This is a genomic window from Defluviicoccus vanus (genome assembly GCF_014672695.1).
GTDB lineage: Bacteria > Pseudomonadota > Alphaproteobacteria > Rhodospirillales > Defluviicoccaceae > Defluviicoccus > Defluviicoccus vanus.
Map to the genome: position 1 here is coordinate 3,777,902 of NZ_CP053923.1, position 25,415 is coordinate 3,803,316.

Annotated in this window: 23 protein-coding genes, 1 tRNA gene and 2 pseudogenes; 13 read left to right on the forward strand and 13 right to left on the reverse strand. The window is 62.5% G+C overall.

Annotation, left to right across the window (positions count from 1 at the left end):
* Positions 1-14 precede the first annotated feature (14 nt).
* Together HQ394_RS17225 and HQ394_RS17230 are read left to right on the forward strand one after the other, a co-directional pair.
* Entirely contained in the window at positions 15-1,130 is a 1,116-nt protein-coding gene (locus HQ394_RS17225; protein ID WP_190261232.1) for an IS3 family transposase, read from the forward strand.
* 126 nt (positions 1,131-1,256) lie between these two features.
* Positions 1,257-2,387, forward strand: coding sequence for an IS4 family transposase (locus HQ394_RS17230; RefSeq protein ID WP_190260604.1), 1,131 nt, complete (start codon positions 1,257-1,259; stop codon positions 2,385-2,387).
* 90 nt (positions 2,388-2,477) lie between these two features.
* On the opposite strand, the gene HQ394_RS17235 is transcribed toward HQ394_RS17230, so the two are convergent.
* Positions 2,478-2,660, reverse strand: coding sequence for a hypothetical protein (locus tag HQ394_RS17235; RefSeq protein WP_190261233.1), 183 nt, complete (start codon positions 2,658-2,660; stop codon positions 2,478-2,480).
* Positions 2,661-2,803: 143 nt separating this feature from the next.
* On the opposite strand from HQ394_RS17235, the gene HQ394_RS17240 reads away from it, so the two are divergent.
* A complete protein-coding gene (locus HQ394_RS17240; RefSeq protein ID WP_190261234.1) occupies positions 2,804-3,076 on the forward strand; it encodes a hypothetical protein in 273 nt (90 codons plus the stop codon).
* Positions 3,077-3,102: 26 nt separating this feature from the next.
* Here the strand turns inward: HQ394_RS17240 and lpdA are convergent, their stop codons facing one another.
* From lpdA to mdh, 6 genes and pseudogenes are all read right to left on the reverse strand, one after another.
* The gene (gene lpdA / locus HQ394_RS17245) at positions 3,103-4,515 is read right to left on the reverse strand and encodes a dihydrolipoyl dehydrogenase (RefSeq protein WP_190261235.1); all 1,413 of its coding nucleotides are present in this window, start codon (positions 4,513-4,515) and stop codon (positions 3,103-3,105) included.
* Positions 4,516-4,643: 128 nt separating this feature from the next.
* On the reverse strand, positions 4,644-5,939 hold the full coding sequence (odhB, locus tag HQ394_RS17250) for a 2-oxoglutarate dehydrogenase complex dihydrolipoyllysine-residue succinyltransferase (RefSeq protein ID WP_190261236.1): 1,296 nt from the start codon (positions 5,937-5,939) through the stop codon (positions 4,644-4,646).
* Between the two features lie 44 nt (positions 5,940-5,983).
* Entirely contained in the window at positions 5,984-8,893 is a 2,910-nt protein-coding gene (locus tag HQ394_RS17255; RefSeq protein WP_190261237.1) for a 2-oxoglutarate dehydrogenase E1 component, read from the reverse strand.
* A gap of 66 nt (positions 8,894-8,959) precedes the next feature.
* Positions 8,960-9,836 (reverse strand): annotated as a pseudogene (gene sucD, locus HQ394_RS17260) (succinate--CoA ligase subunit alpha).
* Entirely contained in the window at positions 9,836-11,029 is a 1,194-nt protein-coding gene (sucC, locus tag HQ394_RS17265) for an ADP-forming succinate--CoA ligase subunit beta (protein ID WP_263053807.1), read from the reverse strand. The pseudogene sucD and the gene sucC overlap by 1 nt, the downstream one beginning before the upstream one ends.
* Before the next feature lie 117 nt (positions 11,030-11,146).
* Positions 11,147-12,097 carry a malate dehydrogenase gene (mdh, locus tag HQ394_RS17270; RefSeq protein WP_223292130.1) on the reverse strand — a complete coding sequence of 317 codons (951 nt, stop codon included), beginning with the start codon at positions 12,095-12,097 and terminating at the stop codon, positions 11,147-11,149.
* A gap of 243 nt (positions 12,098-12,340) precedes the next feature.
* Here mdh and HQ394_RS17275 point away from each other — a divergent pair, with 243 nt between their 5' ends.
* Entirely contained in the window at positions 12,341-12,718 is a 378-nt protein-coding gene (locus tag HQ394_RS17275) for a PIN domain-containing protein (protein ID WP_190263383.1), read from the forward strand.
* Positions 12,719-12,847: 129 nt separating this feature from the next.
* On the forward strand, positions 12,848-13,978 hold the full coding sequence (locus HQ394_RS17280) for an IS4 family transposase (RefSeq protein WP_190260092.1): 1,131 nt from the start codon (positions 12,848-12,850) through the stop codon (positions 13,976-13,978).
* Between the two features lie 70 nt (positions 13,979-14,048).
* On the opposite strand, the gene HQ394_RS21335 is transcribed toward HQ394_RS17280, so the two are convergent.
* The 5 genes from HQ394_RS21335 to HQ394_RS17305 form a co-directional block, all read right to left on the reverse strand.
* Positions 14,049-14,282 (reverse strand): ATP-binding protein, encoded by a 234-nt coding sequence (locus tag HQ394_RS21335; protein ID WP_190263384.1) that lies wholly within the window; start codon positions 14,280-14,282, stop codon positions 14,049-14,051.
* Between the two features lie 231 nt (positions 14,283-14,513).
* On the reverse strand, positions 14,514-15,587 hold the full coding sequence (gene aroC, locus HQ394_RS17290) for a chorismate synthase (protein WP_190261239.1): 1,074 nt from the start codon (positions 15,585-15,587) through the stop codon (positions 14,514-14,516).
* A gap of 14 nt (positions 15,588-15,601) precedes the next feature.
* Complete coding sequence (gene fabI / locus HQ394_RS17295; protein ID WP_190261240.1) at positions 15,602-16,441, reverse strand: enoyl-ACP reductase FabI; 840 nt, start codon at positions 16,439-16,441, stop codon at positions 15,602-15,604.
* A 228-nt stretch (positions 16,442-16,669) separates the two neighbouring features.
* Entirely contained in the window at positions 16,670-16,999 is a 330-nt protein-coding gene (locus HQ394_RS17300) for a chaperone modulator CbpM (RefSeq protein ID WP_190261241.1), read from the reverse strand.
* An 8-nt stretch (positions 17,000-17,007) separates the two neighbouring features.
* Positions 17,008-17,904 (reverse strand): DnaJ C-terminal domain-containing protein, encoded by an 897-nt coding sequence (locus HQ394_RS17305; RefSeq protein WP_190261242.1) that lies wholly within the window; start codon positions 17,902-17,904, stop codon positions 17,008-17,010.
* A gap of 208 nt (positions 17,905-18,112) precedes the next feature.
* Between HQ394_RS17305 and pdxH the strand changes: the two genes are divergently transcribed.
* The 6 genes from pdxH (at position 18,113) to HQ394_RS17335 (ending at position 23,617) form a co-directional block, all read left to right on the forward strand.
* The gene (pdxH, locus tag HQ394_RS17310) at positions 18,113-18,703 is read left to right on the forward strand and encodes a pyridoxamine 5'-phosphate oxidase (protein ID WP_190261243.1); all 591 of its coding nucleotides are present in this window, start codon (positions 18,113-18,115) and stop codon (positions 18,701-18,703) included.
* Between the two features lie 41 nt (positions 18,704-18,744).
* Complete coding sequence (locus HQ394_RS17315) at positions 18,745-19,644, forward strand: cation diffusion facilitator family transporter (protein ID WP_190263385.1); 900 nt, start codon at positions 18,745-18,747, stop codon at positions 19,642-19,644.
* Between the two features lie 115 nt (positions 19,645-19,759).
* The gene (locus HQ394_RS17320; protein WP_223291684.1) at positions 19,760-21,349 is read left to right on the forward strand and encodes a bifunctional aminoglycoside phosphotransferase/ATP-binding protein; all 1,590 of its coding nucleotides are present in this window, start codon (positions 19,760-19,762) and stop codon (positions 21,347-21,349) included.
* Between the two features lie 55 nt (positions 21,350-21,404).
* Positions 21,405-21,680: a TMEM165/GDT1 family protein gene (locus HQ394_RS17325; protein WP_190261244.1), complete on the forward strand. Its 276-nt coding sequence runs from the start codon at positions 21,405-21,407 to the stop codon at positions 21,678-21,680.
* A gap of 227 nt (positions 21,681-21,907) precedes the next feature.
* A complete protein-coding gene (locus HQ394_RS17330) occupies positions 21,908-22,792 on the forward strand; it encodes a sensor domain-containing protein (RefSeq protein WP_190261245.1) in 885 nt (294 codons plus the stop codon).
* Between the two features lie 51 nt (positions 22,793-22,843).
* On the forward strand, positions 22,844-23,617 hold the full coding sequence (locus tag HQ394_RS17335; protein ID WP_190261246.1) for an EAL domain-containing protein: 774 nt from the start codon (positions 22,844-22,846) through the stop codon (positions 23,615-23,617).
* A gap of 140 nt (positions 23,618-23,757) precedes the next feature.
* Here the strand turns inward: HQ394_RS17335 and HQ394_RS17340 are convergent.
* Positions 23,758-23,834, reverse strand: a tRNA-Pro gene (locus HQ394_RS17340).
* 306 nt (positions 23,835-24,140) lie between these two features.
* Here HQ394_RS17340 and HQ394_RS17345 point away from each other — a divergent pair.
* Positions 24,141-24,338 (forward strand): annotated as a pseudogene (locus tag HQ394_RS17345) (OmpA family protein); the annotation flags it as partial.
* Positions 24,339-24,451: 113 nt separating this feature from the next.
* Entirely contained in the window at positions 24,452-25,225 is a 774-nt protein-coding gene (locus tag HQ394_RS17350; RefSeq protein WP_190261248.1) for an arginyltransferase, read from the forward strand.
* The last annotated feature ends 190 nt before the right edge of the window (positions 25,226-25,415 follow it).

Sequence of the window (25,415 nt, forward strand, 5' to 3'; positions counted from 1 at the left end):
GACAGGAGACGACGATGGGGAAGCCCAATTTCAGTGATGAGTTCAAGCGTGATGCGGTGGCCCAGATCACCGAGCGTGGGTATCCGGTAGCTGAGGTTTCCGAGCGGCTCGGCGTCAGTCAGCATTCGCTGTATGCTTGGAAGCGGCGACTGGCGAAGGTGGTGTCCGGCGATGCCAGCAAGGATGCCGAGATCCGCCAGCTGAAGCGCGAACTGGCCCGAGTGACCGAGGAGCGCGACATCTTAAAAAAAGCCACCGCGTATTTCGCNCAGGGATGCAAAGTGAGATACGCATTTGTTGCCGAGCATCGTGACCAGTTCAGGGTTCGATCGATGTGTCGGTGCCTGCGCATCCAGCCCAGCGGTTTTTATGCTTGGCAAAAGAGCCCGCTGAGCCAACGGGCTCGGGAAGATGCTCGGCAGACAGAGCTGATCCGGCAAGCCTGGAATGACAGCGGCAAGGTCTATGGCTACCGCAAGCTGCACGATGACCTGCTGGATCACGGCGAGACATGTTGCCCGAACCGCGTTGCCCGGTTGACCAGGCTGGCAGGTATCAAGGCGCAAATCGGCTACAAGCGCAGGCCCGGCAGCTATGGTGGCAAGCCGTCTCTGGCCGTCGACAATACTCTGGATCGCCAGTTTGACGTGGCTGCGCCAGATCGGGCCTGGGTGACCGACATTACCTACATCCGCACCCTGGAGGGCTTTGCCTATCTGGCTGTCGTGACCGATCTCTATTCCCGCCGCGTGGTGGGTTGGTCGATCAGAGCCGGCAGNACTACCGATGTAGTGCTGCAGGCCCTGCACATGGCAGTATGGCGGCGCAAACCGAAGCAACGGGTGCTGATCCACTCGGATCAGGGCTCGCAGTTCACCAGTATGGACTGGGCTGCGTTCATCAGAGCTCACAATCTCGAGCACTCGATGAGCCGGCGCGGCAACTGCCATGACAATGCCGTCGCCGAGAGCTTCTTCTCTTCGCTCAAGCGCGAACGCATCCGGCGCCGGACCTACAAAACACGCGAGGAAGCCCGGCAGGACGTGTTCGATTACATCGAGATGTTCTACAACCCGGTGCGCAAGCAGGTCAGAAACGGGATGCTGTCCTCAGGAATCCCCTCATTTTGAGTTTTGATACGGATCAATGGGTTGCTACGGATGAGCTTGGCGGCGGCGGTCGGTTATGCAGGGTGAGAGGAAGGTTTCGAGGGTTGGGGTGGGGAAGTGAACGGGGTAGCGCGTCCTGAGTTTCGTTTGACCGACGTTCGTCGGTTTCTTGATGGGGTTTTCGCGGGGCATGTTCACGCCAAACGGATCGCGTCGCTGGCCAACGGCACGCTGGGGGTGATGACCGGTGCGTCGCTGGCGGTTTCGATGATCGGCCATGCGTTGGCGCAGGCGCGGGGATTGCTGACCAAGCATGCGGTCAAACAGGTCGACAGGCTGCTGAGCAACGCCGGCGTCTCCGTCTGGGAGATGTTCGGGCAATGGGTTCCGGAGGCGGTTGGCGGCCGCAAGGAAATCGTCGTCGCCATGGACTGGACCGATTTCGACGCCGACGGGCAGGCGACGCTGGCGCTCAATCTGGTGACCGGGCACGGCCGGGCGACGCCGCTGTTGTGGCTGACGATGCTGAAGGCGGAACTGGCGGGCCAGCGCAACGCCATCGAGGATGCGTGTCTCGGCCGCCTTGCCGGGGTGTTGCCGGCGGGGACGACGGCGACGATCCTCGCCGACCGCGGCTTCGGCGACCGCAAACTGTTCGATTATCTGACGAAATTGGGCTTCGCCTATGTCATCCGGTTCCGCGGCGACATCCGCGTCGACGCCGCCGACGGAGAAAGCCGGGCGGCGGCCGAGTGGGTCGGCAAGGGCGGCCGGGCGCGCCATCTGCGCGGCGCCTCGGTCACTGCCGCCGCGCAACCGGTCGGCGCCGTCGTCTGTGTCCACGCCAAGGCGATGAAGGAGCCCTGGTGTTTGGCGACGAGCAAGGCAGACGCATCGGCCCGCGAAATCGTCAACCTCTACGCCAGACGCTGGACCATCGAGCCCAGCTTCCGCGACACCAAGGATCTGCGCTTCGGCATGGGGCTCGGCGCCGTGCGCATCGGCGATCCGCAGCGCCGCGACCGCCTGCTCCTGCTCAACGCCTTCGCCGTGCTGTTCCTCACCCTGCTCGGCGAGGCCGGCGAAGCGCTCGGCATGGACCGCCACCTCAAGGTCAACACCGCCAAACGCCGAACCCATTCCCTGTTCCGCCAGGGCTGCATGCTCTACGACCTCATCCCGGCCATGCCCGAACCCCGCCTCCGGCCGTTGATCGAAAGGTTCCTCGAAATGCTAAAAAACAAACCAATCACCGCCCAACTGACGAACATAGCTTAAATGAGGGGATTGATGAGGATGCTGTCACCCGCCGAGTTCGAACGGCAGCAGTTTTTGAAAGCCGAAGGCGTCTAGAAAACTAGGGGCTATTCAGTCCGACTCAGTTTTCCTTCTCTGCAGCTCCAACTTGCGTATCGCCGAGCGCACCATTGGCGCCGTTCGCGGCAGATACGTCTCCATGATCAGCTTCGCCAAGTCGTCCAACGACGAACGGCGTGCCGTGCTGCCATTGCCAAACCCGAAGCTCTGCTGACCGATTCGCCGCTGGCTCATGCTTCATCCCAATCCATTGCCCAGATTGAGAGAATCATCATCCAAGCGCTTCGTCCAGCCATACCCGCGCTCAGGTCTCCCTAACGGAGGCGGCGACCGCGATCGGCCTGCCGCCCGGCACCATCGCCGGCCTGCAGGCGCTGTTGCCCGAGTTGACGGTGGCGCTGAATGAGTTCCTGATCGATCGCGCCCCGCGCAGCGCCTTCCACACCCTTTGGCAGGACATCGAATTCCTCGACACCGATCGCAACGGCGTTGTCGTCGTCGACGCCAACGCCCTGCGCCTGCGCGCTACCTACTACCTGTTACCGGCAGCGGACGTCCTGGTGAGCTACTACGACGACCGCAGTGCTGCCCTGGCGAAGATGCAGATCCGGCGGTTCAAGATTGCCAACGGCAGCCTGCAAAGCCTCTGAAGATGATCGTTCCGGCCGCCGCCGGCTCAGATGTTGAGCGGGCGGCCGGCGACAGCGAGGGCGGCTTCTTTGATCGCTTCCGAGAGGCCGGGGTGGCCGTGCGAGGTGTAGGCGAGGTCCTCGGCCGAGGCGCTGAATTCCATCGCCGTGACCAGCTCTTGGATCAAGTCGCCGGCCTCGGGGCCGAGGATGTGGGCACCGAGGATGCGGTCGGTCTTGGCGTCGGCGAGGATCTTGACGAAGCCGTCCATGTCGTCGTTGCAGCGGGCGCGCGAGTTGGCGGAGAAGGGGAACTTGCCCACCTTATAGGCGATGCCGTCGGCCTTCAGCTGCTCCTCGGTGCGGCCGACCGCCGCAACCTCCGGCCACGTGTAGACAATGCCGGGGATGACATCGTAGTTCACGTGCGACGACTGCCCGGCGATCTTCTCGACGCAGGCGACGCCTTCCTCTTCCGCCTTGTGCGCCAGCATCTTGCCGCCGATGACGTCGCCAATGGCGAAGATACCGGCGACGCTGGTCTGATAGTCGTGGTCGACGGGGACGAAGCCGCGCTCGTTGAGGGTGATGCCCACGGCGTCGAGGCCGAGACCGTCGGTAAAGGGACGGCGGCCGACCGAGACGAGGACGACGTCGGTTTCGATCGTCTGCGTATCCCCGCCGGCGACCGGCTCCACCGTCAGGGATACGCCCTTGTCCGTCCGCTCCGCCTTGATCACCTTGGTGGCGAGGCGGAAGGCCAGCCCCTGCTTTTCGAGCAAGCGGTGCATCTGCCGGCCAACTTCGCGGTCCATGCCAGGGAGAATGTGATCGAGGAATTCGACGACGGTGACTTTCGCCCCCAGCCGCCGCCAGACCGAGCCCAATTCCAGGCCGATGTAGCCGCCGCCGATGACGACCATGCTCTCCGGCACCGCTTGCAGCGCCAGGGCGCCGGTGGAGCTGACAATCCGCTCCTCGTCGATCTCGATGCCGGGCAGCCGGGCGATATCGGAGCCGGTGGCAATCAGGATGTTCTCGGCCTTCAGGGTCTGCGGTTCGCCGCCATCGATGGAAGTGGCCACCACCGTGTCCGCTGCAGTCATCATGCCGCTCGCCAGCACGTAGTCGATCTTGTGCTTGCGGAACAGACCGGCAATGCCGCCGGTGAGGGTGGCAACCACCTGATCCTTGCGCTTCAGCATCGCGCCGAGGTCGATGGCGAGGCCATCGACTTTGATCCCGTGGTGGGCGAATTCCTTGCCCGCCTGCTCGAAGTGATGCGAGGACTGCAGCAGCGCCTTCGAGGGGATACAGCCGACGTTGAGGCAGGTCCCACCCAGCGTCTTGCGCTTTTCGACGCAGGCGACGCGCATGCCGAGTTGTGCGGCGCGTATCGCGGCAACGTAGCCACCGGGGCCGCCGCCGATGATGATCAGATCGTAGGGGTCAGTGCTCATCGCGGTCGCCCTGCTGGATTACGGGATGGGGGTCACTCGTTCACTTTCGCCATCGATGCCGCTGCCGGACCCCGCGGCGACCGGCCATTACCGGTTGGGGCGGGGCCGCCACAGCGGACAACAGTGACTTACGCCTCGATCAGGATACGCTCCGGATTTTCGACGCATTCCTTGACGCGGACGAGGAAGGAGACAGCCTCGCGACCATCGATGATGCGGTGGTCGTAGGACAGCGCCAAATACATCATCGGCCGCGCCTCGATTTTGCCGTCCGGCATCACCATCGGTCGCTGCTGGATCTTGTGCATGCCAAGGATGCCGGATTGCGGCGGATTGAGGATCGGCGTCGACATCAGCGAGCCGAAGACACCACCGTTGGTGATGGTGAACGTCCCGCCCTGCATCTCCTCGATGGTCAGCCGGCCGTCGCGGGCACGTTTGCCGAAGTCGGCGATCTTCGCCTCGATGGCGGCGAAGCTGAGCGCGTCACAGTCACGCACCACCGGCACGACCAGGCCCTGCGGCGAAGAGACGGCGATGGCCACGTCGTAATGGTTCTTATAGACGAGTTCGTCGCCTTCGATCGCCGCGTTGACCGCCGGGAACTCCTTCAGCCCGATGACGCAGGCCTTGATGAATAGCGACATGACGCCGAGCCGGGCGGCGTGCTTCTTTTCGAAGGAGTCCTTGTAGCGGCTGCGCAAAGCATTGGCCGCGGTCATGTCCACCTCATTGAAGGTGGTGAGCATCGCCGCGGTGTTCTGGGCGTCCTTCAGCCGCTGCGCGATCATCCGCCGCAGGCGGGTCATCCGAACCCGTTCCTCGCGCGGCGACTGGCCTTGCGTCGGCGCCGGCGCCGGCGCGGGGGCCGGTGCTGGAGCGGGGAAGGCAATGACGCCCGCGCTGGGCGGAGCGGCTGGCGTAGGGGCGGCCTTCGCTGTTTCCAGATAGGCGAGGACATCACCCTTGGTCAGCCGGCCATCCTTACCGGATGCCGGGATGCGCGAGGCATCAAGGGCATTGTCTTCAACCAGCTTGCGGACGGCGGGCGACAGCCCTGTGGCCGCCGCGGCGGCACTGGGCGTGCCAGCGGACGGCGCCGGCGGAGTGGCTGCCGGCGTGGGGGCGGGCGGCGCTACCGGCGCGGGGGCAGCGGCCGGCTTTGCTGGCGCGGCGGCGGCACCGACGCCGTCGCCGATCAGGCCAAGAACGGCGCCCACAGCGACGTCACTGCCCACGTCGACGGTGATCTCGCTCAAGACCCCCGCCGCCGTCGCATTGACTTCCACCGTGACCTTGTCGGTTTCCAGTTCCACCAGCGGTTCGTCGACGGCAATTGCCTCACCCACCGCTTTAAACCATTTGGCCACGGTAGCCTGGCTGACCGACTCGCCGAGTGCCGGTACACGAATCTCAGTCGACATCTGTCCTCCCAGTGCCTCTTTTCTTCCTGGTCGCAGCCGGCCCGTTAACGAGCCACGCGGCGGAACGGCTGCGGCAGCGACTCCACACCGACGCTTAGTGCCTCTTCCACCAATCGTCGCTGCTCGGTGTCATGCGTCTTGAACAGGCCGGTCGCCGGCGAGGCTGCAGCCTTGCGTCCAACATAGAAGGGGATGATCCGCGACCGACCGCGTTCTTCGAGAATGTTGATCAGCCGCGGCAGGACGAACTGCCAAGCACCGTTGTTGGCGGGTTCTTCCTGGCACCAGACCACTTCGGCGTTGGCGTATTTGTCCACCTGCTCGACGACGCGAATGCGTGGCCAGGGGTAGAGCTGTTCCACCCGAACGATTGCCACATCATTGATACCCCGCAACCGGCGTTCCTGCAGCAGGTCGTAGTAGATCTTGCCGGAGCAAAAGACGACGCGGCGGACGTCTGCATCCGCCACCAGCGGATCGACCTCCGGCAGCACCCGGCTGAACTTGGTTCCCGGTCCCAGCAGCGCCAGCGGCGAGACGGCGAGCTTGTGGCGGAGCAGCGACTTCGGCGAGAAGACGATCATCGGTTTGCGGAAGTTCCGCCGGATCTGCCGTCGCAGGGCGTGGAAATAGTTGGCGGGTGTGGTGCAGTTGACCACCTGGATATTGTCTTCGGCGCAGAGCTGGAGATAGCGTTCGATGCGGGCGGAGGAGTGTTCCGGCCCCTGACCCTCGAAGCCATGCGGCAGCAGCATCACCAGCCCCGAAAGACGCAGCCATTTCGATTCACCGGAGGCGATGAACTGATCGATGATCATCTGCGCGCCGTTGGCGAAATCACCGAACTGTGCTTCCCACAGCACCAGCGCGTCTGGCTCCACCAGCGAGTAGCCGTAGTCGAACCCAAGCACCGAAGCCTCGGACAGCGGGCTGTCGATAACTTCGAAGTTGGCCTGACTGTCGGAAATGTTGTTGAGCGGAATAAAGCGCGCCTCGGTCTGCTGATCCACAAGCACCGCATGCCGATGCGAGAAGGTGCCGCGGCCGGAGTCCTGGCCGGAAAGCCGGACCTGGACACCTTCGGCAAGCAGGCTGCCGAAGGCTAGTGCCTCGCCCATCGCCCAGTCCAGCCCCTCGCCCGATTCGATCATTTCGCGTCTGGCGTCGAGCACGCGGATCAGCTTGCGGTGGACATTGAAGTCTTTGGGAAACGACGTCAGTGCCTGGCCGATATCCTTCAGCAACGGTATCGACACCCAGGTCTCGTCGTCGCGCATCTCCTCTTCGCCCATCAGCGTCTTCAGCCCGGCCCAGCGTCCCTGCAGCCAGTCGGCCTTGTNTGGCTTGTACTGCGGTGCCGCTTCGAAGGCTTCCTGCAGCTTGGCGCGGACACTCGCCCCCAGGTTCTCCACCTCGGTGGGCGTCAGCGAGCCGTCACGGATCAATCGTTCGGCATAAAGATGGCGGACCGACGGCATCTTGCCGATGGTGCGATACATCAGCGGCTGGGTAAACGACGGCTCGTCCGCCTCGTTATGGCCAAACCGCCGGTAGCAGAACATGTCGATGACCACGTCACGCTTGAATTCCTGGCGGAACTCGGTGGCGATTCGTGCTGCGTGCACGACGGCCTCTGGATCGTCACCGTTGACGTGGAAAATTGGCGCCTGCACCGCTTTGCCGATGTCGCTCGGATACGGCGACGAGCGCGAGTACGATGGGCTGGTGGTGAAGCCGATCTGGTTGTTGATGCAGAAGTGGATGGTGCCGCCGGTCGAGTAACCTTTCAGTTCGGACAGTCCAAACACCTCGGCCACCAACCCCTGGCCAGCCATCGCCGCATCGCCATGCAGCAGCAGCCCAACCACCTGATCGTGAGTGGTATCGCCGCGCTGGTTCTGCTTCGCCCGCACCTTGCCGAGGACGACGGGGTCGACGGCTTCCAGATGTGAAGGATTGGCGGTAAGCGACAGGTGTATTTCGTTGCCGTCGAAGACCCGGTCGGCCGAGGTGCCGAGATGGTACTTGACGTCGCCCGAGCCCTGCACGTCGTCTGGATTCGCCGCGTGTCCCTGGAACTCGGAGAAGATCGCCACGTACGGCTTCATCATGATGTTGGCCAGCACATTGAGACGACCACGGTGGGCCATCCCCAGGACCAACTCCTGCACCCCCAACTGACTGCCGCGCTTGAGGATCTGTTCGATCGCCGGAATCGTCGCCTCGCCGCCGTCGAGACCGAACCGCTTGGTGCCAGTGAATTTGACGTGGAGGAACTTCTCAAACTCTTCCGCTTCGATCAGCCGTTGCAGGATCGCCGTCTTGCCCTTGACGGTAAAATCGGTCTGATTGCGAATGCCTTCAATGCGTTGTTGGATCCACGCCTTCTCATCCGGGTGCTGGATGTGCATGAATTCGACGCCGATCGTCCCGCAGTAGGTTTTGTGCAGGATGTCGATGATCTCGCGTACGGTCGCCGTTTCGAGACCGAGGACGTTGTCGAGAAAGATCGGCCGATCCATGTCGGCTTCGAGAAAGCCGTAAGTTCGCGGATCCAGTTCCGGATGGTACGGCCGGTCGTTTAGCCCGAGCGGATCGAGCTTGGCCATCAGGTGGCCGCGGACCCGGAAGACCCGGATCAGCATCAGCGCGCGCACGGAATCGAGAATCGCCGCACGGGTGTCCTGGCCCAGGATGCCGGCCGTTGCCAGCACTTCTTGCGATACAGGGGCGTTCGCCTGACCACCGTTGGTGTCGATGGCCGGCAGGTATGGGGCCCAGCTGGCGCCTCGGACCTCTTTACGGACCTGCCCCGCCTCGTCGGCGAAAGAGGCGAAAANAGAAGCCCAGTCGGCGTCAACCGAGCTGGGATTGTCCACGTAGCGCAGGTAGAGGTCCGCAATGTACGGCGCATTGGCACCGCTAAGGACGCTTTCGAAGGTTATGCCTGCCATGTTCCCTGGTGCAGGCGCGGCCTTACGGCCGCGCCATTCCTTTTGTTCTGACGACGCAATAGAGACCTAACCGCGCATCGCCTCGATCATGGTTTTCCCTAGCGTCGCGGGCGACTTGGACACATGAATTCCGGCGCTGCGCATCGCTTCGATTTTATCCGCGGCTGTACCCTTTCCGCCAGCAATAATGGCGCCGGCATGACCCATACGACGACCTGGAGGGGCGGTAAGACCGGCGATGAAGCCGACCACCAGTTTCTTTGTCTTCGAGTCCTTGAGGAACTGGGCTGCATCTTCCTCAGCCGAGCCGCCGATCTCACCAATCATTACGATCGCTTCCGTCTGCGGATCCTTAAGGAACAGATCGAGGCAATCGATGAAGTTGGTGCCATTGATCGGATCGCCGCCGATGCCGATGCAGGTGGTCTGGCCGAGGCCCGCGGCGGTTGTTTGCGCCACCGCTTCGTAGGTGAGGGTGCCGGAACGCGAGACAATGCCGACCTTGCCGGGAGTGTGGATGTGGCCTGGCATGATGCCAATCTTGCACTGACCCGGGGTGATGATACCCGGGCAGTTGGGGCCGATCAGCCGCGTCTTCGAGCCGATCAGTGCCCGCTTGACGTTCAGCATGTCGACCACCGGGATGCCCTCGGTGATGCACACCACAAGCGGCACCTCGGCATCGATCGCTTCGAGGATGGCATCGGCGGCGAACGGCGGCGGCACGTAGATCACCGATGCATCGCAGCCGGTCGCTTCGCGCGCCTGCTGCACGGTATCGAAGATCGGCAGGTCGAGGTGGGTGGTGCCACCCTTACCTGGGGTCACGCCACCGACCATCTTGGTGCCGTATGCGATCGCCTGCTCGGAGTGGAAGGTACCCTGGGCGCCAGGTGAAGCCTTGGCAGATAACTTTGGTTTCGGAACTGACGAGAACAGACATTACGCGGCCTCCTTCACGGCTTTGACGATCTTCTCGGCCGCATCGCCAAGGTCGTCGGCGGAAATGATCGGCAGGCCCGACTGGCTCAGAATCTGCTTGCCGAGATCGACGTTGGTCCCTTCGAGGCGCACCACCAGCGGCACATTGAGGCTGACTTCGCGGGCAGCCGAAACGACGCCCTCGGCGATGACATCGCAACGCATGATGCCGCCGAAGATGTTGACGAGGATGCCTTCGACGTTGGGATCGCGCAGGATGATCTTGAAAGCCTCGGTCACCCGGTCCTTGGTGGCGCCGCCACCAACGTCGAGGAAGTTGGCCGGATCGCCGCCGTAGAGCTTGATGATGTCCATCGTCGACATGGCGAGGCCGGCGCCATTGACCATGCAGCCGATGCTGCCGTCGAGCTTGATGTAGTTGAGGTCGTGGCGGGCGGCTTCGCGCTCAGCCGGATCTTCCTCATCCTCGTCACGCAGTTCCTGGATGTCTTTGTGCCGGAACAGCGCGTTGTCGTCGAAGTTCATCTTCGCATCGAGCGGGATGACGTCGCCGCCGCCGGTGACCACCAGCGGGTTGATCTCCATCATCGAGGCGTCGAGGTCGATGAACGCCTTGTACATACCGAGGACGGTCTTGACGCAGGAGTTGACCTGCTTGCCTTCGAGGCCGAGGGAAAAGGCCACCTTGCGGGCATGGAACGGCATCATGCCGGTCAGCGGATCGATGGTGACGGTGTGGATCTTCTCCGGGGTCGCGGCCGCGACCTCCTCAATATCCATGCCACCTTCGGTCGAGGCGATGACGGTGATGCGGGAGGTGGCGCGGTCGATCAGCAACGAGAGGTAAAGCTCGCGCTTAATGTCGCAGCCCTCTTCGATGTAGATGCGCTTGACTTCCTTACCAGCCGGCCCGGTCTGCTTGGTGACCAGGGTCATGCCCAGCATCTTCTCTGACGTCGGCCACACCTCATCGAGGCTCTTGACTACCTTGACGCCGCCGCCCTTGCCGCGACCACCGGCGTGGATCTGCGCCTTGACGACCCAGACCGGCCCGCCCAGCTGCTTCGCCGCTTCGTGTGCTTCGGGAGCAGTGTAGGCAACATGGCCGCGCGGTACGGCGACGCCGTATTTCGCCAGCAGTTGCTTGGCTTGGTATTCGTGTATGTTCATGCGTCCCTCCTCAGAAAGTTGCAGCCCTGCCACGCCAGCCAATCCCGGCCAAGGATCGGGTGTTTCGGCGGCGACGGCGGGAAAGGCGGCGCTGCCGACCGCCCGGGTGGGCGGCGGGCAGCGATACCGGCGCTGACTGGGTTACATCAGGCCTTTGGCTACGCCGACCAGCGTCTCGACGGATTTGATGGAGTGGTCGAGCATCGCCTTTTCTTCGGCGTTGAGCTCGATCTCGATGATCTTCTCGATGCCACCGGCGCCAATGATGGTGGGGACGCCGACATAGATCCCGTTCAGGCCATACTGGCCATCAACCCAGCTCGCGCATGGCAGAACCCGCTTCTGGTCCTTGAGGTAGGCCTCGGCCATGAGGACGGCGGATGCGGCAGGTGCGTAGAAGGCGGACCCTGTCTTCAGCAGGCCGACGATCTCGGCGCCGCCATCGCGGGTGCGCTGCACGATCTGGTCGAGTTTCTCCTGCGTGGTCCAGCCCATCTTCACCAGATCGGGAAGCGGGATACCGGCAACGGTGGAGTAGCGGGTCAGCGGGACCATGGTGTCGCCGTGGCCGCCAAGCACGAAGGCGGTAATGTCCGCTACCGAGACGTTGAATTCTTCGGAGAGGAAGTAGCGGAAGCGGGCGGAGTCGAGCACGCCGGCCATGCCGCAGACCATGTTGTAGGGCTGACCGGAAAATTCGCGCAGCACCCAGACCATCACATCGAGTGGGTTGGTGATGCAGATGACAAAGGCGTTCGGGCAGTTGGCCTTGATGCCTTCGCCGACCGACTTCATCACCTTGGTGTTGATGCTTATCAGATCGTCGCGGCTCATGCCCGGCTTGCGCGCCACACCGGCGGTAACGATGACCACATCGCTGCCGGCGATATCGGCATAATCGTTGGCGCCCTTGAGGCTGATGCTTGCCGCTTCGACCGGTGTCGACTCGGCGAGATCGAGGGCCTTACCTTGCGGAACCCCCTCGACGATGTCGAACAGGACGACGTCGCCCAGTTCCTTCAAGCTGATCAGGTGGGCGAGTGTTCCGCCGATGTTCCCTGCGCCGACGAGCGCAATCTTTTTGCGTGCCANTGGAGTCGACCCCTCGGATTATTCGCGGCTATGAGGCCCTGTGGCCGCGGCTTGCCGCGCTTGCGAATAGACCGCCCGTAGTAGCGCGATTTAGCTGAAGGGGCAAGCGTACGCGGGCGATTTCAAGGGCGCGGAAGTGGCAGAAAAACAGCGAGGAGGCGGATCCGGCTGCCGCCTTTCGCGGGCGCGGCGGTGGCGGGAGCACGAAACGGTTGATCGAGGACCGTCGTCGAGAAGCTGAGGCTGAAAAGCGTCGCGGGTGACCCGCCACCTGCTCGACACCTCGACACCTCGGCGCTGCTGACGCTGCGCGATGACGAACCAGGCGCAGAAGATGTAGCACGATTGCTCCGCGCCGCTGATCGCAGCGGCAACCGCTGTCGCATCTGCTTCATCTCGCTGATGGAAATTCTGTCCCGCGTTTGGCAGGACGAGGGGCAAGCCGAGGCGTGGCTCGCCTACGAGCAATGCCTATCGCTGCCGCTGATGATCGTGCACGAGGATGCACTGCTCCTGGAAAAGGCGGCCGAGGTCAAGGCAACACACCACCTTTCCATCGCTGACGCCTGGATCGCCGCCGCGGCCCTGCTGACGGAAGCCTCAGGAATCCCCTCATTTTGAGTTTTGATACGGATCAATGGGTTGCTACGGATGAGCTTTGCGGCGGCGGTCGGTTATGCAGGGTGAGAGGAGGAAGGTTTCGAGGGTTGGGGTGGGGAAGTGAACGGGGTAGCGCGTCCTGAGTTTCGTTTGACCGACGTTCGTCGGTTTCTTGATGGGGTTTTCGCGGGGCATGTTCACGCCAAACGGATCGCGTCGCTGGCCAACGGCACGCTGGGGGTGATGACCGGTGCGTCGCTGGCGGTTTCGATGATCGGCCATGCGTTGGCGCAGGCGCGGGGATTGCTGACCAAGCATGCGGTCAAACAGGTCGACAGGCTGCTGAGCAACGCCGGCGTCTCCGTCTGGGAGATGTTCGGGCAATGGGTTCCGGAGGCGGTTGGCGGCCGCAAGGAAATCGTCGTCGCCATGGACTGGACCGATTTCGACGCCGACGGGCAGGCGACGCTGGCGCTCAATCTGGTGACCGGGCACGGCCGGGCGACGCCGCTGTTGTGGCTGACGATGCTGAAGGCGGAACTGGCGGGCCAGCGCAACGCCATCGAGGATGCGTGTCTCGGCCGCCTTGCCGGGGTGCTGCCGGCGGCGACGACGGCGACGATCCTCGCCGACCGCGGCTTCGGCGACCGCAAACTGTTCGATTATCTGACGAAATTGGGCTTCGCCTATGTCATCCGGTTCCGCGGCGACATCCGCGTCGACGCCGCCGACGGAGAAAGCCGGGCGGCGGCCGAGTGGGTCGGCAAGGGCGGCCGGGCGCGCCATCTGCGCGGCGCCTCGGTCACTGCCGCCGCGCAACCGGTCGGCGCCGTCGTCTGTGTCCACGCCAAGGCGATGAAGGAGCCCTGGTGTTTGGCGACGAGCAAGGCAGACGCATCGGCCCGCGAAATCGTCAACCTCTACGCCAGACGCTGGACCATCGAGCCCAGCTTCCGCGACACCAAGGATCTGCGCTTCGGCATGGGGCTCGGCGCCGTGCGCATCGGCGATCCGCAGCGCCGCGACCGCCTGCTCCTGCTCAACGCCTTCGCCGTGCTGTTCCTCACCCTGCTCGGCGAGGCCGGCGAAGCGCTCGGCATGGACCGCCACCTCAAGGTCAACACCGCCAAACGCCGAACCCATTCCCTGTTCCGCCAGGGCTGCATGCTCTACGACCTCATCCCGGCCATGCCCGAACCCCGCCTCCGGCCGTTGATCGAAAGGTTCCTCGAAATGCTAAAAAACAAACCAATCACCGCCCAACTGACGAACATAGCTTAAATGAGGGGATTGATGAGGATGCACTCGCGTTCGCGCTCAAATAATCGCCAAGACTTACAGATATATTATTTTACTTCGAAGTAAATCCAGCTGGCTGCGTTGTGCGCTGTATTTGTATCTTTCTTAATATTCGCGTCCATAGCGATCCAAATGTGTCGCTGGAATCGCAGTTAACTTTTATGACGCGAGAATCCGTTATCCTACTTGCTAGTATATTTGCAAGAGATGTTTTTCCTACACCTCTTTGCCCAAAAACTATTGGGTGGCGACCTGGGCTAGGAATAGTCTCTAATACGCGAGCAATTTCCTACTCTGCCCGAAAAAAATTCCAATTTATTAATCGGCGCTCCGGGCGTAAATACTGTGTGAAGTAATGTACGATAGTCGCTCATAATATTCCCTGCAAGATACTACTAGAAAGCGTAGGGTGGGTCGTGATCCGCCAATTCTCCGATTACAGCCATATCGGTGGTGGGTCATGACCCACACTGCCGGGCGAGTAATATGCCACGTAAAGATCGGCCTCGCGGGCTCTCTACCCGCACTGCCCCCGGTGCCGGAGCAGGTGGTCGGTGAGCACCAGCGCCACCATTGCTTCGGCGACCGGGACGCCGCGGATGGCGACGCAGGGGTCGTGGCGGCCGCGGGTGGAGATTTCCGCTGTCTCGCCCTTGACCGTCACCGTCTCCTGCGGGGTCAACACTGAACTTGTCGGCTTGATGGCGACACGGACGACAATGTCCTGGCCGGTGCTGATGCCGCCCAGCACGCCGCCGGCGTTGTTGGAGAGGAAGGTCACCCGGCCGTTCTGCATCCGCATCCGGTCGTTGTCTTCGAGGCCGGATAGGGCGACGGCGGCGAACCCTGCGCCGATCTCCACCCCCTTCGCCGCCGGAATGCTGATCATCGCCTTGGCGAGGTCGGCATCGAGGCGATCGAAGGTCGGCGCGCCGAGGCCGACCGGGACGCCCGAGGCGACGATCTCCAGCAAGCCTCCGGCCGACGATCCAGCTTTCCGCACCTGGTTGAGGAAGCCTTCNNCCCAGGTGGCCGCTGCCATCGCGTCGGGACAGAAGAAAGGATTGCGCTCGACCTCCGCCCAGTCCCAGCGAGCGCGGTCGATGGCGTGCGGGCCGACCTGCACCAAGGCACCGCGGATCGTCACTCCGTCGCCCAACACCTTGCGGGCGATGGCGCCGGCGGCCACCCGCATCGCCGTCTCGCGGGCGCTGGAGCGGCCGCCGCCGCGATAGTCGCGGATGCCGTACTTCGCCTGGTAGGTGTAGTCGGCGTGGCCGGGGCGGAACAGGTCCTTGATCGCTCCGTAGTCCTTGGAGCGGGCGTCCTCGTTGACGATGAGGAGGCCGATCGGCGTGCCGGTGGTCAGGCCCTCGAAGACGCCGGAGAGGATTTGTACTCGGTCCGGCTCGCGCCGCTGGGTGGTGAACCGCGACTGCCCCGGCCGCCGCCGATCGAGGTGAACCTGGATGTCGGCTTCGCTGAGCGGGAGGCGCGGCGGCACACCATCGACGACGCAGCCGATCGCCGGGCCGTGGCTCTCGCCGAAGCTGGTGACGCGGAACAGATGGCCGAAGGTGTTGCCCGACATCGGCTGCGGGCCGCTCAGTCCTGGGTCTTGAACTGACCCAGCATCTCGCGCACTTCGCCCACGGCATCGACAGCGAGCATGCCGATCCCATTGTAGCCGCAATCCACGTGATGGACCTCGCCGGTCACCCCGGACGCCAGGTCACTCAGCAGATAGAGGCCGGCACCACCCACGTCCTCCATGGTGATGTTGCGGCGCATCGGCGAATTGAACTGGTTCCATTTGAGGATGAAGCGGAAATCGCCGATGCCCGACGCTGCCAGGGTCTTCATCGGCCCGGCGGACATGGCGTTGACGCGGATGTTCTGCCGCCCGAGATCCTCCGCCAGATAGCGGACGCTCGCCTCCAGGGCGGCTTTGGCGACGCCCATGACGTTGTAGTGCGGCATCACCCGTTCAGCCCCCATGTAGGTGAGGGTCAACAGGCTGCCGCCCTCCACCATCAGCGGTTCCGCCCGACGGCAGAGAGCGGTGAACGAATAGCAGGAGACAAACAGACTCTGGTTGAAGTTCTCCGCTGTCGTGTCGACATAGCGACCCTTCAACTCGTCCTTGTCCGAATAGGCGATCGCGTGGACGAGGAAATCGAGCTTGCCCCAGCGCTGCTTCAAGTCCGCGAACACGGCATCCAGGCTGGCTTCATTGGTGACGTCGCAAGGAAGGACAACGCTGCAACCGATCCGCTCGGCCAGCGGCTGGACGCGTTTCTTCAGCGCTTCGCCTTGGTAGGTGAGGGCGACTTCGCCACCATGGGCATGTACCGCCTGGCTGATAGCCCAGGCAAGCGAGCGATCGTTGGCAACACCCATGATCAAGCCACGCTTGCCGGCCATCAGGGCTGCGGTTGCTGTCATGTGTTTTTTGGTCCCTGTTTCAGTCAACCGAGAAGGGATACCGGGCACGCTCCAGGAGCGTGGAGGCGCGTCCCACTTGCCGACAGACGGCTGATGCGAATACCTGCACGGAGATCAGCCGGACCAATCCGCCTTGATCGACACAAGCTACCGGATCCGAGATGCTACAAGGCCATAGCGAAAGGCTGCGGCCGCGTCAATCATCGTCATCAATCGGCGGGCGGGTGTCTACTCGTTCGTTTCCGGCTGGCGCAGAATGGCCTTGATTTGCTCGCGGACCGACTCCGGCAGCGCTTCCATTGCTTGCTCGATGCGGCGGAGAGCCTGACGGGTGGCGTAGAGCTGATCGAGCAGCGACAGCACCACTTCGAGCGCGTCATCGTTGACGAGAAACTCGGCCCGCATCTCCTGGATCAAGGTAATGCGGGCCTCGTCCACTTCGTCGAAGACATAGCCGACGGCGGTGGTGGTCGGACGGACCCACCGCTGCTCGATCCAGGTCTGCAGCTGGGTGCGCTCGATCCGGTGGACGCGAATGATTTCATCGAAAGTCGGCATGGTCGTCCTCAGCCCTCACGCACCGCGTAGGGATGGTTCGGTGCCCATCCGGCGACAAAACTGCTCAACTCCGCATCGCCACCCGGCGGCAACATAACCTTCAGCGTCACGTAATGATCACCGCGGCCACCGCCGGAAATGGGCACCCNCTTGCCGCGTACCCGTAGCCGGGTGCCGGTGTTGGACCCCTTCGGCACTGTCAGATTGACGGTTCCATCGACGGTTGTCACCTCCACCCGGCCGCCAAGCACCGCTTCGCTGAGGGTGACCGGCAAATCCGCGTAGATGTCGTTGCCCTTACGCTCGAAGCGGGGATGCGGCCGGACCTTGATTTCCAGGTGCAGGTCACCCGGCGGCCCTTCGAGCACGCTCGGCATGCCCTGGCCTTTCAGCCGCAGCACCTGGCCGCTATCGCTTCCGGCGGGGATCGTGACCTTCAGCCGTCGCTGGTCGGGGAGGAGTAGTTCCCGCTGCGTGCCGTTGATCGCCTCAAGAAAGTCCACCTCGATGGTTTCGCGGACATCGTTGCCGCGCACCTTGCGACGCGCCCGACGCATGCCGCCGAACAGGTCGGCGAAGATATCCGCCCCTTCCATGTTCTTCAGCGCGTCGTCAGGATCGGCATAACGATGGCCGGTGTCGCCTTCGGCGAAGTCACGGTAGAACCGGCGCTCCGCCTTGGGCTGACCGCTGGCGTCGATCTCACCCCGGTCGTAACGCGACTTCTTGTCCGCGTCGGACAGGAAATCATAGGCGGCGGCCACGTCCTTGAACCGGTCCTCGGCTGCCCTGTCGCCTGGGTGCAGGTCGGGATGCAGCTTGCGCGCAAGCTTCCGGTAGGCTTTTTTTACCGCGTCAATTTCGGCGCCCTTCGGCACCCCGATAACCTCGTAGGGATCGCGCATGTGGGCAGCTGTTCTCGCTTAAGGTCAAGCAACAGGCACATAGATAGCCTGGACGCCGTGTGTCGGCCAGTCCGGTTCTTACGTCCGATTACGCGATCGAAGGGGATTTGATTCGGGCTAGGCGTGGTTCGCACCGACGTGACCTGCTAGTGTCGCCGCGCGCTCCGGCAGCGTATCGTCTCAACTAGCAAGGCACATGGATTAGCTGATGAGCTTTCCGGAGAAAACCGACCCGATCGTCGCCTTCCATGCTTGGCTTGCGGAAGCGGAAAAGACCGAGCCCAACGATCCCAACGCCATGACGCTGGCGACAGCNGACGCCGGAGGGGTGCCTTCGGCGCGCATGGTGCTGCTGAAGGGTATCGATGCNCGGGGGTTCGTTTTCTATACCAACCTCGGTAGCCGCAAGGCCGCGGAGATCACCGCCAATCCCCACGCGGCCCTGTGCTTCCACTGGAAGTCGCTGCGGCGGCAGGTGCGCATCGAAGGCCGGGTGGAGCCGGTGGAGGAGGCGGAGGCGGATACGTATTTTGCCAGCCGGCCGCGCCTCAGCCAGATCGGTGCCTGGGCATCGAAGCAGTCGCAGCGTATGGTCGGCCGCTTCCAGTTCGAAGCCCGCATTGCCCGCTTTACCGCCCGCTTTCATCTGGGAGCGATCCCGCGGCCACCCTTCTGGTCTGGTTTTCGCGTGCAGCCGGAGCGGATCGAGTTTTGGGAGGATCGTCCTTTTCGATTGCACATGCGCTACGTGTTCCGCCGCACCGAAGGTGGCTGGATGACCGAGGAGCTGTATCCGTGACGGCGGCCGACAGCGGCAGCGGCGTCGAGGCGCAGAGCGAGATGGCAACGATCGAACGTGCCAACCGGCTGAAAAACCGCGCCGCGCTTGCATCCGTGGGCGTGGCGGCGCTGTTGATCGCGGCCAAGGCTGCCGCCTGGATTGCCACCGGCTCGGTGAGCATGCTGTCGACACTGGTCGACTCGATGCTCGATCTCGCCGCCTCGCTGCTTAATCTGCTGGCAATTCGACAAGCGGCGGTGCCGCCTGATCGTGAGCATCGCTTCGGTCATGGCAAGGCGGAACCACTTGCGGGCCTGGGGCAAGCGGCGTTCATCGGCGGCTCGGGGGTGTTTCTGCTGTTCGAGGCGGGACGACGCCTGCTGACGCCGGTGCCGATTGAAAACAGCAGCGTCGGCCTGATCGTGATGCTGCTCTCGATCGCGCTGACGCTGGGGCTGGTGACCTACCAGAAGTGGGTGATCCGGCGAACCGGATCGATTGCCATCGGCGCCGATTCTCTGCACTACACCTCGGATTTGCTGGTCAATCTGGGTGTGATCGCTGCGCTGATTCTGGGGAGCCAGTTCGGTTGGACGCGGGCTGACCCGCTGATTGCGCTCGGCGTTTCGCTCTTTATCCTCATCAGCGCTTGGCAGGTGATCTCCGGCAGTCTCAATCTTCTAATGGATCGCGAGTTACCGGAGACGGACCGCCAGCGGATCGCCGCCATCATCAGCGAGCACGATGGCGTGCGCAGCATGCACGATCTGCGCACGCGCTCGTCGGGAACGCAGACGTTCATCCAGCTGCATCTTGAACTCGACCCTGAGCTCAGCCTCGCTGAGGCGCACCGAATTTCCGACGAGGTGATGGCTCGGATCGAAGAGGCCTTTCCGGATGCGGAAGTGCTGATCCACGAAGACCCGTTCGGACTCTCTGAACAACGGCCGACTTTCTGATCGTCCGGATCCGGCCTGCGGCCAGCGACTGTGCCCGGGCCTTGCCCCCTATCATCGTCAGCGAGCTTTCGCCTATAGTTCCGCGCGGCCCAATCAGACAACAAGCGAGGGTGGTGTGATCGTCGAGGATCAAAGCGAAATCATCGCTTTTCTCTCGCAGGCGGCGGCTTATCCGCGCGTCGAGGGAGAGCCGCGGCTGATCGCGATCGAACGGATCGAAACCCACGTTTCGGTCCTCTTTTTGGCCGGACATCTCGCGTATAAGCTGAAGCGTGCGGTGCGGTTGCCGTACCTCGATTTCTCCACCGCCGCCCTGCGGCGGAGCTTCTGTGAACGCGAAGTGGAGATAAACCAGCGCACCGCGCCAATGCTTTATCATCGCGTCGTGCCGGTGGTACGGACGCCGCAGGGAGCCCTTGCCGTTGGTGGCGAAGGCGAGCCGGTCGACTGGCTGGTCCAGATGACCGGATTTCCCCAGGATGCGCTGTTTGACCGGCTGGCTACGGCGGGGCGACTCGATCGCTTTGCGGTCGAGATTCTCGCTGACGTGATTGCCAGCTTTCATGCGGCGGCGGAGGTTCGCCCGGAGGCTGGTGGTGCTGTGGCGATGCAGCGGGTGGTGGACAGCAACAGGCAGTGTTTCGCCGAATTTGCCGATGCCTATCCACAGCAGGCACGCATTGACGCACTGCTGCAGCAAACCGACGTTGCCCTTGAGGCGTCGGCACCGCTGCTCGATCAGCGACACAGCGCGGGGATGGTTCGTCGCTGTCACGGCGACCTGCATCTGCGCAACATCGTGGCCTTCGGTGGCCGGCCGGTGCTATTTGACGCGATCGAGTTTGCCGATGCCTTCGCCGACATCGACGTTCTCTATGATCTGGCATTTCTGGTCATGGACCTGGATGCGCGGGGGCTACGCCACCTCGCCAGCATTCTCCTCAACCGCTATCTGGACAACACTGGCGACGCCACCGGCCTCGCAGTCCTGCCCTTCTTCATGTCGCTGCGGGCAGCGATACGCAGCCACGTCGCCGCTGCTGCCGCTGCCACGCCATCGTTGTCGCCGACGGCGGCAGGGCAGCATCGCGCCGAGGCATCCCGCTATCTCGATCTGGCGCTCGCCTACCTGACGCCGGTCCCGGCGCGGCTGATCGCCGTCGGCGGACTGTCCGGCAGCGGCAAGTCGCGCCTCGCCCGCGATTTGGCCCCGCACGTGGGCACCGCTCCCGGCGCCCGGGTGATTCGCACCGACACCACCCGCAAACGGCTGTCCGGCGTCGAGATGACTACGCGTCTGGGGGCTACATTTTACAGTGCGGAGATGAATCGACGCACGTATGCGGCCGTGGAGGAGGAGGCAAAGGCGGCTCTCGCCGCCGGGCACGCGGTCATCGCCGATGCAGTGTTTGCCCGTCCGGAAGAGCGTGCGGCGATCGAGGCCGTTGCCGCGGCGGCTGACGTGCCGTTCGACGCGGTGTGGCTCGATGCCTCGCCGCAGCTGCTTGAAGAGCGGGTGACGCGTCGACGGATGAATGCGTCCGATGCAACGCCCGAAGTGGTCCGCCTGCAACTGTCCTACGATCTAGGCGACCTGCACTGGCGGCGCATTGACTCTTCAGGCAGTCAGGAGGCGACGCTTAGCGCGCCGCCGCTGCTTTGGGCGTTGAGGAACCGTAAATCATTCACTCCGGATCCATGTTGACGCGGCCACGGCTAGGCGGCAGCGTGCTCAGAAAATGCGAAAAAGGACAAGTGCGATGTGGCAATTAGCGTCGATCTTTGCAGCGGTATTTATCGCCGAACTGGGCGATAAGACGCAATTGGCAACCATGCTGTTTGCAACAGAAGGCAAGCATAGTCCCTTTGCGGTCTTTGTTGCCGCTGCTCTTGCCTTGTGTGTATCGACCGCGCTGGCGGTTCTTCTTGGTTCGGTTTTTGCGCAGCGTCTTGAGGGCATACCACTCAAGTTGATCGCTGGTATCGGCTTCATCGCGATCGGTGCCTGGACTATCGTCGATTATCTACGAACCTAGGCGGCGGCCAATCACCCGGTCGCTCCGGAGGCGTGTCCATCGACGCACGCTGCGACAGCGCTGCACGAAGGCTGCAGACACCACGCGGGTAAGCCCTGCTGGCGGGGTATCGTCACGATGAAGTAATTTTATCACAGATTGTGTAAAATTTTACGTACAACTGCTTCGTCGCGAAGCGCATAAGCGCGTCTATCCTTGAAGATACTATACGGTCCGGGAAGACACAAGTGGACAAGTTAACGCATAATGATGCGCATTCGTTTCTGCGCTGCATTATTGATGCAATGGAAAATCCTGTATTCATTAAGAACCAGAAGCACCAGTGGATATTGTTCAATGATGCATTCTGCCGCTTGATGGGGAGGCAGCCTGAAGAACTATACTTCAGGGATGACATGACCATTTTCCCCGAGGCGCAGGCGTCTGTTTTTTGGCGGGTGGACGATGCAGTTTTTCGCGACGGACTCTCTATCGCCAACGAAGAAGAAATCACCGACGGTACGGGAGCCGTCCGCTGGTTCCTGACCATTAAGTCACCGTTTACTTTTCAGGGCGAATCCTATCTTGTCGGGGTGATTACCGATATCTCTGAACGTAAGCGAGCAGAAGCGGCCGCCCGCGTCCTGGCCCTTGAAGATTCCCTGACCGGTCTACCCAATCGGCGCCTGTTGCAGGAACACTTGCAGTGCATCCAGACGGTCCTGGGACGGGAGGAGCGGGCCGTGGCGTTGATGATCATCGACCTGGATGACTTCAAGCACATCAACGACGCGCTCGGTCACTCCATTGGCGATTTGTTCCTGGTGGAGATTGCCAACCGGCTGCGTCGGCTGGCTCGCGGCAGCGACATCGTTGCCAGGCTTGGTGGTGATGAGTTCGCCATCCTGGCGACGGCGGCAACGAAGCCGGAAGAGTTTGGCGCGTTGGCGGAACGGCTGGTGACCCACCTGTGCGAACCCGTGCTGATCGGCGAACTCTCGGTTCGCAGCAGCGCCAGCGTCGGTGTCGCCATCGGCGGTACGGCGCAAGTGGACGCCGATGCGCTGCTGGCGCAGGCCGATCTCGCGCTCTACGCATCGAAGTCGGCGGGTAAGAATACTTGGTGCTTTTGAGGCGGCGATGCAGCAGCGCGNCCTGCATGCTTGTGGAANCTTGAACAGGAGTTGCACCAGGCAGTCAGGGATAGCCAGTTTGTCCTGCACTATCAGCCCATTCTCAATGTGTCCGACCTCCATCCGGTGGAATTTGAAGCTTTAATCCGATGGAATCACCCGAGCAGAGGGCTGCTCCTGCCAGGGGAATTTCTTGAGGCGGTAGAACGCAACCGGCTGATAGTTCCGATGACCTTCTGGATCGTCGGCGAAGCTCTGCGCGAAGCCGCTGTCTGGATCGCTGCCGGCGTCGATGCCGGGATCGCGGTCAATCTGGCAACGGCGGTGTTCGAGATTGAGGGAATTGTCGAGCATATCGTCAGCCGACTGCAGGCCGAAGGCCTCTCACCGCAACGTCTGACGGTTGAGGTGACCGAAGGGGCTATGGGAAGCCGCAGCAAGGCGGTGAACGTGCTCGAACGGTTGCGGCAATTAGGGGTTCGGGTGGCCATCGACGATTTTGGTGCCGGTCACTCATCCCTGGGGCGGCTGGACCAGATCCCGGTGGATGTGTTGAAGATCGATCGCATGTTCATCGCCAGCGCGACGGAACGCCGCAAGTCGATCCTGCACGCAACAATCGATCTGGCGCGGAGTCTTGGTCTGCAGACGGTGGTCGAAGGGGTGGAAACCGACGCGCAGTTCGCTTTGGCGAAGCGGTATGCCGCCGATGGCGTCCAGGGTTTTCTGCTCGCCACGCCGATGCCATCGCGAGAGGTCCCANNGCCTGGTTTCGCATCCTTGCCACGCAGCGACTCTCCGGCGAAGCAACAGATTCATTGCTAACATCATGTGTGACTGGCTGACGTTAGATGCCGTTGCCTGCCCGCCCGAGGCCTGACGGCTCGATCACACACCGCCCGGGCAGGACATCCGGCGGCGGCAAAGCAGCGTGCCGCGGTGGGGGCTGTGTGTGTGGGGGCGTGTGGTCGGGGAGACTGGATTCGAACCAGCGACCCTCTGCTCCCAAAGCAGATGCGCTACCAGACTGCGCTACTCCCCGTGACGGCGGATGTTAGGCAGTTTGTCCGGGCGCGGCAAGGCGAGTGCGCTGGCTGATGCCGGCTGGATAAACTACCGCAGCCAGCGCTGCCCGTTTTGCCGGCGTTAACCGAACGCAAAGCCTTGTGACTGTATGCATCTTTCCCAAGGAGGCCAGCCGCGCCCGCGCCGCGGTGTTAACACAGGCGCGTCTCATCCTGCCTCCTGACGTTCGTGCAGGGTCGAATCATGCTGATGTGGACCCCATTTTTGGACCGCCGGAAGTTAGACTTTCCGGACTTCCTCACGGCGGCGGGCTGGTGGCGCCACCTATGGCAACTGGGAATTGTCGGCCGATCGGGCCAACGCGGCTCGTCGGGTCCTGGTTGAACAGGGACTAACCGACACGCGGGTGGAGCGGGTGGTTGGGCGCGCAGCAACAGAGCCGCTGTTGCCACAGACTCCGGATGCGGCCGGAAACCGCCGATTGACGATCATGCTGCTGCGTGGCACGGGATCCCATTAATACTGCTTCGCGGTTGCAGAGAATCTTGCTAATGAGTGACGGGACGCGATAGACTACCCATATTGTGGTGACGAACGCCGCATCCTCTTCCCTCTATTGACTGACTGGCTGCGATGAACTCTCTCCTCGCATCAGCGCCGCTCGCCTTTTTCGCCACTTCGCCACAGCCGTGTCCCTATCTGCCGGACCGCTATGAGCGTCGCCTGGTCACCGACCTTTCGCGCCGCGACGCCGTTCCAGTGCATGATGCGTTGTCTCAGGCGGGGTTTCGGCGTAGCCATACCCTTGCCTACACTCCCATTTGCAGCGGATGCGCTGCCTGCGTGCCGGTTCGCGTCGACGTGCGCGGGTTTCAGCCAGACCGCGCACATCGTCGGGTGCTCGCCCATAACAGCGATCTTCTGCTGCAGCACTTGCCTCCGGCGGCGACCAAGGAGCAGTACGCGCTCTTCACCGCCTATCAGCATCGACGCCACCATCATGGCGACATGGCGAAGATGGGCTACCACGATTACCAACTGTTGATTGAACAGACGCCGGTTCGTACATCGATCCTGGAAGTCCGTGATCCGACACAAATTCTTCGTGCCGTCTGTATCGTTGATCACATTTGCGATGGTTTGTCGGCTGTTTACAGCTTTTTCGATCCGACGTTGCGACGACGCAGTCTTGGTACATTCATTATTCTTAGTCTGATTGACAGAAGCCATCGTGCGGACCTGAACTATCTTTATCTTGGCTTCTGGATCGCTCAGACGACGAAGATGTCCTACAAGGCGCGCTTCCGTCCGTTGCAGGGCTTTACCAACACCGGCTGGCAGCGGATCGATCCCGCCGAGTGGAATGACGCGGGTACGGCAGCAGCAGACGCCGAGCAGACTTTCTAGTCCTCCCTGCCAATTCGCCCTCAGCACGCTTCCCTTCGCGGTCCGAACTCGGCAGCAGGATTGCGCAGCCGCACCGGTCGACGTCTGGTTCGTTTGGGGTGTTCTGACTTCTGAGATGGTGGACTGAGTACAGGCTTGGCGACGAAACGTTGCCAATTGCCGGCTATACGTGAATCGTGCTACCTCATAT